Raw genomic sequence first — 11877 nt, forward strand, 5'->3', positions numbered from 1 at the left:
AGAATGGCCCGCAGACCGTCGCATGGACACCGATGCGGCACCTCAGGCGCGGGGTATTTCTGTTGAGGATAGGCTCGCTGCCGAAGCGCTCATCATTGATGTGGATGGGTTTGAGGGGCCACTCGATCTGTTGTTGATGCTATCGCGTACGCAAAAGGTCGATCTTCGCAAAATCTCAGTTCTACAATTGGCCCGGCAATATCTCGTTTTCGTAGAAAAAGCAGCTGAATTGCGGATTGAATTGGCGGCGGACTATCTGGTGATGGCGGCGTGGTTGGCTTTTCTTAAATCGCGCCTGCTTTTGCCCCCTGATCCCACCGCCGAGGGTCCCTCGGGTGAAGATCTCGCGGCGCACCTCGCGTTTCAGTTGGAACGTCTGGAGGCTATGCGCGATGTGGCGGCGCGGCTGATGGCGCGCGATCAACTGGGCAAGGATCGCTTTGCTCGCGGCATCACTGAGGATGTCACTCGCGCGCGGCGTATCACCTATACGGCTACGCTTTTGGACCTAATGCAGGGTTACGCGCGCATACGAACCCGCGACGATTTCAGGCCATTCATCCTTGATCGCGACAGCGTCTACACGATGGAAGAGGCGTTGGAGCGGCTTCGCGGCATGATGGGTTATGTCGGCGAATGGACAGATATAATGTCCTATCTTCCGGCGGGTTGGACCTCTGACCCGGTAAAACGCCGCTCGGCTACAGCCGCGACATTCGCCGCAACGCTAGAGTTGGCAAAGGGCGGTGCGATCGAACTGCGCCAAGGCGAGGTTTTTGCCCCCATTCAAATCCGCAGCAAGGCAGAGCGATGACAGATAGCGATGTACACGATCAGGCGGAGGCAACGAACGCCCCCCAATCCGAGAGCCTGTTTGCCGCGCCCCCACTGGCCGAGCAGGAGCGGATGGTTGAAGCGATCCTGTTCGCCAGCGCCGAACCGGTTGGTATTCCCGAATTACACGCGCGTATGCCCCATGGCTGCGATGCCCCTGCTGCCTTGAGCCTCTTGCGCCGACGGTATGAGGGGCGGGGGGTGCAATTGCTTCGCGTTGGGGATGCGTGGGCGTTTCGCACAGCCGCTGATTTGGGGTTTTTGATGACCCGTGAGATCATTGAAACACGTAAACTAAGCCGGGCCGCGATCGAAACGCTGGCGATCATTGCTTACCATCAACCAGTCACCCGCGCCGAGATCGAGGAAATTCGAGGGGTCTCTGTGTCCAAAGGCACGGTGGACCAACTGATTGAGCTGGAATGGGTCAAGTTGGGCAAGCGGCGCATGACGCCGGGACGACCCGTGACCTTTATCGTGACACAAGAGTTTCTTGATCACTTTGGCCTTGAGAACGCACGTGACCTGCCGGGCCTCAAGGAACTGCGCGCCGCGGGCCTGTTGGAAAATCGGCCACCTCCGGGCACAGAAATGGTGGATGAAGCCGCGCAAGATGATGGCCAAGATGGGCTGTTTGAACCAGACGCATTGGGCGATAGCGACCCGCTGATCGAAGATCCTTAGCTGGGCCCGATTGGCCATATGGCTCTGATACACCGATCCTAAACGGAAAAGGGCGCCCCAAGAGGCGCCCTTATTTATCTGAATAATCAGATAATTAGCAGGAGTAGTACATACCGTATTCAACGGGGTGCGGTGTGTGCTCGTAGTTGTACACTTCTTCCCACTTCAGCTCCATGTAGCCTTGGATCTGGTCTTTGGTGAACACGTCACCGGCCAGAAGGAAGTCGTGATCTTTTTCCAGCTCGTCGAGCGCTTCACGCAAGGAGGCGCAGACCGTTGGGATCTCGGCCAGCTCTTCTGGTGGCAGATCGTACAGGTCTTTGTCGGACGCTTCACCGGGGTGAATCTTGTTGGTGATACCGTCAAGGCCAGCCATCAGCAGTGCAGCGAAACACAGATAGGGGTTCGCGGCTGGGTCGGGGAAGCGGGCTTCCACGCGTTTGGCTTTGGGCGACTCGGACCATGGAATACGGACACAGCCGGACCGGTTACGTGCCGAGTAGGCGCGCAGAACGGGGGCTTCAAAGCCGGGAATCAGACGCTTGTAAGAGTTCGTCGAAGGGTTCGTGAAGGCGTTCAACGCTTTTGCGTGCTTCAGGATACCACCGATGAAGTACAGAGCCTCATCCGACAGATCAGCGTATTTGTCGCCTGCGAACAGGGGCTTGCCGTCTTTCCAGATCGACATGTTCACGTGCATCCCTGTGCCGTTGTCACCTGCGATAGGCTTGGGCATGAATGTTGCGGACTTGCCGTAGGCGTGGGCCACGTTGTGGATCACGTATTTGTATTTTTGCAGCTCATCGGCTTGGTGCGTGAGCGAGCCAAAGATCAGGCCCAGCTCGTGCTGGCACGACGCCACCTCGTGGTGATGCTTGTCGACCTTCATCCCCATGCGCTTCATCGTGGAGAGCATTTCGGACCGCAGGTCTTGGGCTGCGTCGGTTGGGTTTACTGGGAAGTAGCCGCCCTTAACGCCGGGACGGTGGCCCATGTTGCCCATGTCGTATTCAGCGTCTGTGTTCCAGGATGCGTCCTGAGCGTCGACTTCGAACGACACTTTGTTCATCGTGTTCGAGAAACGTACGTCGTCGAACAGGAAGAATTCAGCTTCGGGGCCAAAGTAGGATACGTCACCGATACCGGAGGACTTGAGGTAAGCCTCGGCTTTTTCGGCTGTGCCGCGGGGGTCACGGGGGTAGGGTTCGCCGGTGTCGGGCTCAACCACGGAGCAGTGAATGCAGATGGTTTTTTCGGCGTAGAACGGGTCAAGATAGACGCTGTTCGTGTCGGGCATCAGTTTCATGTCCGACTCTTCGATGGATTTCCACCCAGCGATGGACGAGCCGTCGAACATGAAGCCTTCGTCCAAGAAGTCTTCGTCTACAAGGTCAGCTACGATCGTAACGTGCTGTAGTTTGCCGCGTGGATCAGTGAAGCGGATGTCGACGTATTCGACGTCCTCGTCTTTGATCATCTTAAGAACAGCGTCTTTGCTCATGGAGCTTCCCCTTTGTGCTCTGTGGTTTGTGTGGACTGATTAGACTGCATCGTCGCCGGTTTCGCCGGTCCGGATGCGTATAGCTTGCGCGATGTCTGAAACGAAAATTTTACCATCCCCGATTTTGTCGGTTTTGGCCGCGCCGACAATGGCGTCGATGGCTCCGTCTAGCATGTCATCGGCGATGACAAGCTCGATTTTGACCTTGGGCAGGAAGTCGACGACGTATTCGGCGCCGCGATAAAGCTCGGTGTGGCCTTTTTGACGACCAAAGCCCTTCACTTCCGTAACTGACAGACCCTGAATGCCAATTTCTTGCAGGGCTTCTTTCACTTCGTCGAGTTTGAACGGCTTAATGATGGCTTCAATTTTTTTCATACCCAGCTCCTCCTACGCAGTTGGGGACGGGCAGATCACTTCTCAGAGGGGGGTGCAATTGGGTATGGTAATGGCGTGGGGGTACACTCGGGGATTCTGAGGGCGCCGCCTAATTTTTAGGCATTTAGCATAATAAGTATGCAGTGTTTGAAGGGTGCCGTGGTTTGATGAGCGAATTGCTGACTTCAGCCCAGATGCGGGCAGTAGAAATGGCCGCGATAGAAGCGGGCACTGTGACGGGGCTGGGGTTGATGGAAAAAGCCGGGCAAGGCGTTGTTGAGGCTGCGATCAAGCGGTTTCCGTCTTTTGCGAAAGGTCGACACATCTGTCACGTTTTGTGCGGTCCGGGCAACAATGGCGGGGACGGCTATGTTATCGCGCGCCTCTTGGCGGAGCGCGGGTGGGAGGTGCATGTGTTCGCCCTAGCCGAGGCCAAGACGCCCGATGCAAAGCATAACGCAGCTCGCTGGGCGCAAGGGTTTGCGCCTTTGATGGTTGAGGCATTGGCCGCTGCGCCGGCTCCTGATGTGACGATTGATGCGGTTTTTGGTACGGGCTTAACGCGGGGCCCGGACGCCGCTTTGATCGCGGCGTTGCGCTATGCCTTTAACCAACCCGGCGTTGTGGTCGCTGTCGATGCTCCGTCTGGTCTATGCCTCGACAGCGGACGTTGGTTGGGGCGCGCGGATGGGATTGGTGCGGCGGATCTGACTGTCACGTTTGAGTGCCCAAAGGTCGGGCATTATTTGGCGCAGGGCCCGGAGGCCTGCGGTCAGTTGGAGCTTGTCGATCTGGGTTTATCCGCTTGGCGCGATGCGCGATCCGCGTCCGCAACCCCGAATGGAAAAGTGACCTTGCTAGATCCTGAACGCGATGCCGATCCATTGCGGGCGCACTTTTCAAAGGCTCAGGGGCACAAATATAGCCATGGGCATGTTTTGGTCGCTGCGGGGGGCATGGGGCGCACGGGTGCTGCGCGGCTTGCCGCACGTGGTGCGTTGCGGGTCGGCGCGGGCGCTGTGACGCTTGCTGCACCCGGGAGCGCTTTGATGGAATGTGCCACTCAGGTAACTGCGGTCATGCTGCGTCGCTGCGACAGTGGTAATGATCTGGACGAGCTTGTTACCGCGGCCAAAATCTCAACGCTTGTGATCGGCCCGGGCCTCGGTTTGGAGGATCGCCATGCCGATTTGGTGCGGGCGGCTTTGGCCACAGGGCTGCCGTGTGTGCTGGACGCGGATGCCCTGACACTGATTGCGGGGCATGCTGATTTGCGCGCGAACCTGCATGAAGGCTGCATTTTGACGCCCCATATGGGAGAGTTTGCGCGCCTTTGGCGGGATTTGGCGCAAAGATTAACGGATGTGGGTGATGGGCTTAATGGCCCCGCTTTTTCCAAGATTGATGCAACTCGGTCGGCAGCGGCATCTGCAGGCTGCACCGTTTTGCTCAAGGGGCCCGATACTGTCATCGCGGCGCCCAACGGTCATGTCTATGTGCATTCGGCCGTCTATGATCGGACAGCGCCTTGGCTGGCGACCGCAGGTGCGGGCGATGTATTGGCCGGGTTTATTGCCGCCGGTATGACCCAGCCGGGGCATGATGCGGCGTGGTCCGCTGCGGCAGCGGCTTGGCTGCATGTTGAGGCTGCACGCGCCTTTGGCCCGGGCCTCATCGCAGAGGATTTGCCGGACACCGTGCCTAATGTTCTGGCCAAGTTGCTCGACCTTTCGCTCAGCTAGTCAAAGCAACCGGGAATGGGATCCAAGCACATACCCGCGCTGAGCAATTCCAACCCGTTTGCATAGACAACTGATGGCGCCGTGAAATGCAAGGCAACCATCTTTTCCGCGTCGCTGACGCAGTCGCGCACGATAATCCCGTCGATCAGCCGAGACGCCGCGACCCGCGCCTGCTTGCGCCCATAGAGCATCATGGCACGCCAATCGCGCACGATGATCGGTTGGTCCGGCAGAACCTGCATGTCGCAAGCGGGTCGTCCAACACCGAAAGCATTCGCCGGTATATGCACCATCTGTTGGTGCATATTTGGCGTGCGCGTGATGGTCGCCACAAGCGGTAGAACGCCGTTGTCACGGGTAATGATCCGATCGCTCGTCTTAAGGTGTGCCGCGGTTTTTTCACCACTGCACGTCAGAATTTTCGTGTTTGCCGTGACCCCGTGAACAAGGGACATGTGCGTCATAATGCGCGAACCAGCGCGCGGGGAGGGGGGGCTATCATGTTTCATGCTGTTGCCCGGTGTGCCCCGAAATCCGTAAACAGGGCCCTAATGGTATGCCTCGATGCCCCTCAGGTTTTCCTCAAATTGAGAATAGTTTTGGGTCAAAAAAGTTGACCCTTGAGCATTGCTGTGGACTGTCGAACAGCAATGGGCCGCTTGGGGCTGCAATATAGCGTGAAAATTTTCGACACTTCAGGCTTTTCGGGCATGTTGCCTCTTTTCTCCACCCTCCGGCTTTGCTAATCACCCCACACTGCGGCTGTGGTGAAATTGGTAGACACGCTGGTTTTAGGTACCAGTGCTTTTAGCGTGGGGGTTCAAGTCCCTCCAGCCGCACCAAACAAACGGACATCGAAATTAGGTTGCGCCGGGGCCATCGGGTCACGAGCAGACGTTTGATTTGCCGCTTTGCACACAGCGCTTATGTTCGAGCGGCCGTTTTGATCGTGCCGTCACCTTGCGACCCTTGAGATTACCTCGGCCGACCTCTACCCGTTAAACTGCAAACGAAGGGGGGGAGCCAATGCGCGAACAGGTTCGAGAAATTTTTGATGCCGGCGTAGCGGCGGCGGATCCGTTTGAGGCGGTAACTGCTGCGCTTCAAGGGCTTTCTCGTCCGACCCATGTAATTGCAGTGGGCAAAGCTGCGCCACGTATGGCGGCGGCAGTGCATGCGCAGTTTCCAGGTATCCCGAGCCTTGTTATTACGACCGATCAGCCTGTGCCTGACCTGGAGAATACCCAAGTCATGATCGGGGATCATCCAGTGCCATCTGAACTCTCAGCGGCGGCGGGGGAAGCGGCGCTGGAGTGGCTCTCGGCTATTGCGCAGGGGCATGGACCAGAGGCGCATGTGCTTGCGCTAATTTCTGGCGGAGGTTCGGCGTTGTGCGTGGCTCCGGTGGAGGGTGTCACCTTAGCAGAAAAGGCATCGGTCAACGCCAGCTTGCTGGGCGCAGGGTTGGATATCGTACGGATGAACATCGTGCGTCAGGCCCTAAGCCGCACCAAAGGTGGTGGGCTTTTGCGCGCGGCTGCTCCTGCGCGGATGACAAGCTTGGTGCTCTCGGATGTTGTGGGCGATGATCCGAGGGCCGTCGCCTCTGGCCCAACGGCTGGGCCGATTTCCGATGTAGCCGAGGCCCAGAAAATCGTGCGGGATGCGGGGCTTTGGGCGGACATGCCCGCGTCGGTACATGCGGCGCTGAGCAGAGTGGAGCGCAAAGGCACAACACCCCCGGCAGACGTTCTTATGGTGGGGTCTAATGCGCTATCTGTTCAGGCGATGGGCAAGGCGGCGCCGGATGCACAGGTGATTGTTGCTGCTCTTGAGGGCGACGTCGCTGACGCCGCAGCACAGATCGTGACGCTTGCGCGCTCAGGCGCCGGGATGTGGATTATGGGCGGGGAAACGACAGTTCTATTGCGTGGAACAGGGCAGGGTGGTCGCAACCAAGAGTTGGCGCTGCGGGTCGCGCGTGAATTGCAGGACCTTGATCGCCCGTTTGTGTTTTTGTCCGGTGGTACAGATGGGCGCGATGGCCCGACCGATGCCGCAGGCGGCCTTGTCGACAATGGCACATGGGCGCGGATTGGTCCCGAGGCGGAGGCGTTGTTGGAAAATAACGACAGCTATGCCGCCCTGTCTCGGGCAGGCGATTTGCTGCAAATGCCGGCCACAGGGACTAATGTCGCCGATCTTCAAATTCTATGGGTGGGCTAGTCGTCGGGGCAGAACCAGCCCTCAGACATCCATTTCTAGCGCGCAAGACAGATAGTAATTGCGTGCAATCGCGTTCTGCTCGCTTTCCCCCAGAATTCGCAGGCAGGCGTGTTTGAGGCCGCGCGCCTCAGCCACGTGGTGGCCCGTTGCGATCAACCGGTCACAAAGTTCCATTGACCACTGTGGGTCATCGGCCTCTTCCGCAGCCAATAGAACAGCATCTGGTCCGCCCGCGAGCGCGATTACTCGGGTCGCCTCCTCCTTGGGGGATAGGCGCGCGAGACTGGTGGGGTTCCCATCTAACCATCCTAGCGCGCTTTGGGCATAGGCTCGGACGGCCCAATCCACACGGCCATATACTTCTTGCAGGTGTGGTTTCGACGCGAGCGCTTGGGGCAGGGCAATGGATTGCGCCAATTCATCCACGGAGCGGCCGGAATTCAGCCCTTCAACGGTGGCAAGAATGATGTGCCGGATGGCGTCGCGGTAATCGCCCAACACCTCTTGGATGATGTCGGCCCCGACGACGGGCTTGGTGTGCCCGGGGGCAAGAACATCAGCCTCAAACGCGATCAAGCGATCAAGAGAGCGCGCCCAGATTTCAAAATCACGGGCCCCTGAACCGCGTATCGCTGCAAGGTTGGGAAAGGCCGCATAATAGCTGCCGCCACAAAAAAGTGTGCGGGCCTGCGGGTGCCACACCACGATATGGTCGGGGCTTTTGCCAGGTGCGCTGTGCAATTCCAGCCGCAGCCCGTCGTCCTCAAGACATGTGCCATCGGCGTCAACGGTCCGCGTGGGCGGCAAATATCCCGTGCCGCGTGCCCCACGCGAGGATTTTGCATGACCTGAGCCTGCAAAGAGTTGATCCTCTTTGGGCAGATCAGCCCCCACGATCCGGCGTGTACGTCGTGCCCGTGCCGCAGAGACGATGGGTTGATTTGTCGCCGAATTTTGGGCCGCGATCTCCGGTTGAAAACCAGCGGCGGCGATGATCTCTGTGGTGTCGTTGGCAAATACACTAGCCCCACCGATATAATCGCGGTGACCGTGGGTATAGATAAGCGTACGAACAGGTTTTTGCGTGACCTTGCGGACCTGTGCCATAACCGCTTGGGCGGCGTTAATGCTGTCGGTGCTGTCGATCACCACCAAGCCGGTTTTGCCCTCGATGATGTGGACATTCGCCTTGGCAAATCCCACCGCAGACCACACCCCAGGGGCGAGTTCCGTAAACGATTGCGTGAAGTGTGCCGCATAAGAAGATAGAAGCGGGTGGGAGCGATTTGGCATGGTCGGTCTCGGTGGTGTCAGGACTTTCTGACGGTCTGGGCGTCCATTTTAGTCGATCTCTTGCCCTGCGTCTACCCAGTGTTACTTATGTAACGCGCAGATATCGAAAGCGAAAATCGTTGCAAATTGCACAAGGGACGACTGGAATGTTGAAAAATGCACTGATCGGAGTCGGGCTGATTGCGGCCTTTGGGGTCGCGTATGTGCGCTATGCTCCGCTCTATCCAAATCAATGGCATGTTGATCCCGCAAAGGTTGTGCGGACGGGAAAGCCCAACGATTTTCTGATGGCTGAGGGGGGCGATCAGCCTCCGGCGGTTTTTGGCGCCGACGTGGCAACGGTGGCGGCCGCCCTTGATGCAGTCGTCGCGGCGGAGCCTGCAACGTTTGTAATGGCAGGCGGTGCGCCCGATGGTTTCGTGACATACGTTCAACGATCGAAACTGATGGGTTTTCCCGACATGATCTCAATCACGCTTCAGTCCGTTGAGGAAGGCACTGTGATGCATGCCTATGCCCGGGCGCGGGATGGGCATTCGGACCTAGGCGTAAACGCCAAGCGCGTTATGCGCTGGGTTGCCGCGATTGAGGCGCGCCTTGGAGCGGGCGGTTAACTCGAGACACAGCCGTCGTATTGTTCGCGCCATGTCATCGTGTTCAGGCTCATGTCGCACAGGGCAGTAAAACTGCGTCCGCCCACCGTAAGGCAACGCAATTCGCCAAGCGCCACAGGGTTGCCTTGCCCGTCTCTACAATAACACGGCGGCTCTTTCGCAAGAACAGGTGTGGCACTTAGGGCAAAGACAAGGCAGAGAAGCGGGGTAAACGTTCGTTGCATTTGGATCTCCCATCGGTCTGACTATCTAAAGATAGCACGCGCGGCCCTCTTGACCAAACTGGCGCAATCGCCGAAGTGACCAAAATGATACCCATGGACACCTTGGCCCAAATCACGGGCCGGTACGAATACATCGAAGCGCAGCTAAACGCAGGCCCAAAGGCCAGCGAGATTGCCGCGCTCACCCGAGAGTATTCAGAACTTACACCCGTCGCAGAGCAAATCGCCGCCTACCGTCAGATGTTGGACGACATCGCCGAAGCTGAGGCGATGTTGGCTGATCCGGAAATGAAGGAATTGGCAGAAGAGGAACTGCCCGCTCTCAAGGCATCCCTGCCGGAGTTGGAGCATTCCCTGCGGCTTGCCCTTTTGCCAAAGGATGCTGCTGACGCCAAACCGGCGATCCTCGAAATCAGGCCGGGCACTGGCGGAGATGAGGCGGCATTGTTCGCCGCGGACCTGTTCGGCATGTACCAACGTTATGCTGAGGCGCGGGGCTGGAAGGTCGAAATCATCGAGCAACAGATGACCGAACTGGGCGGCCTAAAGGAATTGACCGCGCGGATTGTGGGCGAAAACGTGTTTGCGCGGCTCAAGTACGAAAGCGGCGTGCACCGGGTGCAGCGTGTGCCATCTACCGAAAGCGGGGGGCGAATTCACACGTCTGCGGCGACAGTTGCGGTGCTGCCAGAGGCTGAGGATGTGGATATCGACATCCCTGCGACGGACATCCGTATCGACACCATGCGGGCCAGCGGCTCAGGCGGGCAGCACGTCAACACGACTGATTCTGCGGTGCGGATTACCCACTTGCCCACGGGGCTGATTGTGACCTCATCCGAGAAGTCGCAGCACCGTAACCGTGAAATCGCAATGTCCGTGCTGCGCGCCCGGCTCTATGAGGCGGAGCGTGCGCGGATCGACGGTGAACGCTCTGCGGATCGCAAGGCGCAGGTGGGTTCTGGCGATCGTTCAGAGCGGATCCGCACGTATAACTTTCCTCAGGGGCGCATGTCCGATCACCGCATCAACCTGACGCTTTATAAGCTGGACGCCATTCTGGGCGGCGATCTGGATGAGACGATTGACGCGCTGACTGCCGATGCGCAGGCCCATCAGCTTGCCGAAATGGAGGCATGAGCGGCACGACCCTTCGCGCGCTGTGGCTATCGGCGCGGGCGCAATTAGCGGCTCTGCCCAAGGAAGAGGCGGAGCGTGATGCGCGCCTGTTGATACAGGCGGCATTTCGCCTAACACCCGCAAGTTTCACCGCAGACTTGGGCCGGATCATTCCAGAAAGCGATCCATGCAAGGACCATCTGGATTGGATGCTGAGCAAGCGGGCGCAACGGATGCCCGTCAGCCATATCTTGCGCGAAGCCGTATTTTGGGGCCGCATGTTTGAGGTCACCCCCGCGACACTGGCCCCTCGGGGCGATACAGAAACCCTACTCGCAGAAGCGCTGTCTGTGCCCTTCGATACGATGCTTGATCTGGGTACGGGAACGGGGTGCCTCGGGGTTTCATTGCTCGCGGAGCGAAAGGCTGCGCAGGGTATAGCCACTGATATCTCTGCCGAAGCACTAGCCGTAGCTGGGCGCAATGCCGCCCGACACGGGGTTGAGGCCCGGCTCACGTGTTTGCAAAGCGATTGGTTGGCGCAGGTTCAAGGCACTTTCGATCTGATCGTGAGCAACCCACCGTATATCACCGAGGCCGCTTTCGCGACTTTGGCCCCCGAGGTGCGAGAGTATGAACCCAAAACTGCACTTACTCCCGGCGGCGACGGGCTAGCGCCGTACCGAATTTTGTGCGCACAGACGCCCGCGTGTCTGGTGGCGGGGGGCTGGTTGATGGTCGAGATCGGATACGACCAAGGGCCCGCTGTCGCGGCGTTGATGGAAGGTGCGGGGTTGCAACGGGTCACTGTGGTGCAGGACCTGTCGGGACATGACCGTGTTGTGCGCGGCCAGCGCGCACCTCTTGCCCTGTAATTGCCCGTCACGCAGGAGGTCTGGCGGTGGTTAAAGTCCGTACAGAGCTTATTATCTTAAAGAGTGCCGCATTTTGTACTTGCCCCGTTCTGCCGCACATGCTTATTGGAGGGGTGTCGCAAGTCTGGCAGAACACGCCAGCGCCTCACTGAACCACTTACATCGCGGGGACAACGCAGCCATCTTCCGGCGCACCCTGCTTCCCAGCCGCCCTGTGCGGCCATAGCTTATAAAGCCAAAAACCGATATCCTCATGAGATCTTCCAAGTCCCGCTCGCGGAATAAGAACAATCGCAATCGCTCTGTTGGTAATGTCGTCAACCGGGTTTTTGACAGCTCAGGTCCCGAGGGCAAGGTGCGTGGCACCCCTCAGCAGATCATCGAAAA

At 58.5% G+C, this 11877-nt stretch carries 13 protein-coding genes and 1 tRNA gene; 9 read left to right on the forward strand and 5 right to left on the reverse strand.

What is annotated here, in order from left to right; all coding sequences use genetic code 11:
• Nucleotides 1-22 precede the first annotated feature (22 nt).
• Nucleotides 23-814 (forward strand): segregation and condensation protein A, encoded by a 792-nt coding sequence (locus AC4GMC_RS08235; protein ID WP_487877254.1) that lies wholly within the window; start codon nucleotides 23-25, stop codon nucleotides 812-814.
• A complete protein-coding gene (gene scpB, locus AC4GMC_RS08240) occupies nucleotides 811-1518 on the forward strand; it encodes an SMC-Scp complex subunit ScpB (protein ID WP_487877255.1) in 708 nt (235 codons plus the stop codon). Before AC4GMC_RS08235 ends, scpB begins: the two co-directional genes overlap by 4 nt.
• Before the next feature lie 94 nt (nucleotides 1519-1612).
• On the opposite strand, the gene glnA is transcribed toward scpB, so the two are convergent.
• Nucleotides 1613-3019, reverse strand: a complete 1407-nt coding sequence (glnA, locus tag AC4GMC_RS08245; protein WP_487878888.1) for a type I glutamate--ammonia ligase — start codon at nucleotides 3017-3019, stop codon at nucleotides 1613-1615.
• A 39-nt stretch (nucleotides 3020-3058) separates the two neighbouring features.
• Complete coding sequence (locus AC4GMC_RS08250; RefSeq protein ID WP_038003588.1) at nucleotides 3059-3397, reverse strand: P-II family nitrogen regulator; 339 nt, start codon at nucleotides 3395-3397, stop codon at nucleotides 3059-3061.
• A 167-nt stretch (nucleotides 3398-3564) separates the two neighbouring features.
• Here AC4GMC_RS08250 and AC4GMC_RS08255 point away from each other — a divergent pair, with 167 nt between their 5' ends.
• Complete coding sequence (locus tag AC4GMC_RS08255; RefSeq protein WP_487877625.1) at nucleotides 3565-5139, forward strand: NAD(P)H-hydrate dehydratase; 1575 nt, start codon at nucleotides 3565-3567, stop codon at nucleotides 5137-5139.
• Here the strand turns inward: AC4GMC_RS08255 and AC4GMC_RS08260 are convergent.
• Nucleotides 5136-5648, reverse strand: a complete 513-nt coding sequence (locus AC4GMC_RS08260) for a Hint domain-containing protein (RefSeq protein ID WP_487877626.1) — start codon at nucleotides 5646-5648, stop codon at nucleotides 5136-5138. The genes AC4GMC_RS08255 and AC4GMC_RS08260 overlap by 4 nt on opposite strands.
• A gap of 249 nt (nucleotides 5649-5897) precedes the next feature.
• Between AC4GMC_RS08260 and AC4GMC_RS08265 the strand changes: the two genes are divergently transcribed.
• A tRNA-Leu gene (locus AC4GMC_RS08265) sits at nucleotides 5898-5981 on the forward strand.
• Between the two features lie 184 nt (nucleotides 5982-6165).
• On the forward strand, nucleotides 6166-7365 hold the full coding sequence (locus AC4GMC_RS08270) for a glycerate kinase type-2 family protein (RefSeq protein WP_487877627.1): 1200 nt from the start codon (nucleotides 6166-6168) through the stop codon (nucleotides 7363-7365).
• A 21-nt stretch (nucleotides 7366-7386) separates the two neighbouring features.
• Here AC4GMC_RS08270 and AC4GMC_RS08275 read toward each other — a convergent pair whose 3' ends face one another.
• Nucleotides 7387-8658 carry an alkyl sulfatase dimerization domain-containing protein gene (locus tag AC4GMC_RS08275; protein ID WP_487877628.1) on the reverse strand — a complete coding sequence of 424 codons (1272 nt, stop codon included), beginning with the start codon at nucleotides 8656-8658 and terminating at the stop codon, nucleotides 7387-7389.
• Between the two features lie 146 nt (nucleotides 8659-8804).
• Here AC4GMC_RS08275 and AC4GMC_RS08280 point away from each other — a divergent pair, with 146 nt between their 5' ends.
• On the forward strand, nucleotides 8805-9272 hold the full coding sequence (locus tag AC4GMC_RS08280; RefSeq protein WP_487877629.1) for a DUF1499 domain-containing protein: 468 nt from the start codon (nucleotides 8805-8807) through the stop codon (nucleotides 9270-9272).
• Here AC4GMC_RS08280 and AC4GMC_RS08285 read toward each other — a convergent pair.
• Nucleotides 9269-9496 (reverse strand): hypothetical protein, encoded by a 228-nt coding sequence (locus AC4GMC_RS08285; protein WP_487877630.1) that lies wholly within the window; start codon nucleotides 9494-9496, stop codon nucleotides 9269-9271. The genes AC4GMC_RS08280 and AC4GMC_RS08285 overlap by 4 nt on opposite strands.
• An 84-nt stretch (nucleotides 9497-9580) precedes the next feature.
• Here AC4GMC_RS08285 and prfA point away from each other — a divergent pair, with 84 nt between their 5' ends.
• From prfA to AC4GMC_RS08300, 3 genes are all read left to right on the forward strand, one after another.
• Entirely contained in the window at nucleotides 9581-10636 is a 1056-nt protein-coding gene (gene prfA, locus AC4GMC_RS08290; protein WP_487877631.1) for a peptide chain release factor 1, read from the forward strand.
• A complete protein-coding gene (gene prmC / locus AC4GMC_RS08295) occupies nucleotides 10633-11490 on the forward strand; it encodes a peptide chain release factor N(5)-glutamine methyltransferase (protein WP_487877632.1) in 858 nt (285 codons plus the stop codon). The genes prfA and prmC overlap by 4 nt, the downstream gene beginning before the upstream one ends.
• Nucleotides 11491-11743: 253 nt before the next feature.
• A partial coding sequence (locus AC4GMC_RS08300; RefSeq protein ID WP_487879449.1) for a DUF4167 domain-containing protein occupies nucleotides 11744-11877 on the forward strand: 134 nt, incomplete at its 3' end.

The sequence above is a fragment of the Thalassobacter sp. genome, assembly GCF_982993085.1.

Coding starts and splice junctions, on each gene's coding strand:
- AC4GMC_RS08280 (WP_487877629.1), top strand. CDS start 8,805: ATGTTGAAAAATGCACTGATCGGAGTCGGGCTGATTGCGGCCTTTGGG.
- AC4GMC_RS08260 (WP_487877626.1), bottom strand. CDS start 5,648: ATGAAACATGATAGCCCCCCCTCCCCGCGCGCTGGTTCGCGCATTATG.
- prmC (WP_487877632.1), top strand. CDS start 10,633: ATGAGCGGCACGACCCTTCGCGCGCTGTGGCTATCGGCGCGGGCGCAA.
- scpB (WP_487877255.1), top strand. CDS start 811: ATGACAGATAGCGATGTACACGATCAGGCGGAGGCAACGAACGCCCCC.
- AC4GMC_RS08250 (WP_038003588.1), bottom strand. CDS start 3,397: ATGAAAAAAATTGAAGCCATCATTAAGCCGTTCAAACTCGACGAAGTG.
- prfA (WP_487877631.1), top strand. CDS start 9,581: ATGATACCCATGGACACCTTGGCCCAAATCACGGGCCGGTACGAATAC.
- AC4GMC_RS08275 (WP_487877628.1), bottom strand. CDS start 8,658: ATGCCAAATCGCTCCCACCCGCTTCTATCTTCTTATGCGGCACACTTC.
- AC4GMC_RS08255 (WP_487877625.1), top strand. CDS start 3,565: ATGAGCGAATTGCTGACTTCAGCCCAGATGCGGGCAGTAGAAATGGCC.
- glnA (WP_487878888.1), bottom strand. CDS start 3,019: ATGAGCAAAGACGCTGTTCTTAAGATGATCAAAGACGAGGACGTCGAA.
- AC4GMC_RS08285 (WP_487877630.1), bottom strand. CDS start 9,496: ATGCAACGAACGTTTACCCCGCTTCTCTGCCTTGTCTTTGCCCTAAGT.
- AC4GMC_RS08270 (WP_487877627.1), top strand. CDS start 6,166: ATGCGCGAACAGGTTCGAGAAATTTTTGATGCCGGCGTAGCGGCGGCG.
- AC4GMC_RS08235 (WP_487877254.1), top strand. CDS start 23: ATGGACACCGATGCGGCACCTCAGGCGCGGGGTATTTCTGTTGAGGAT.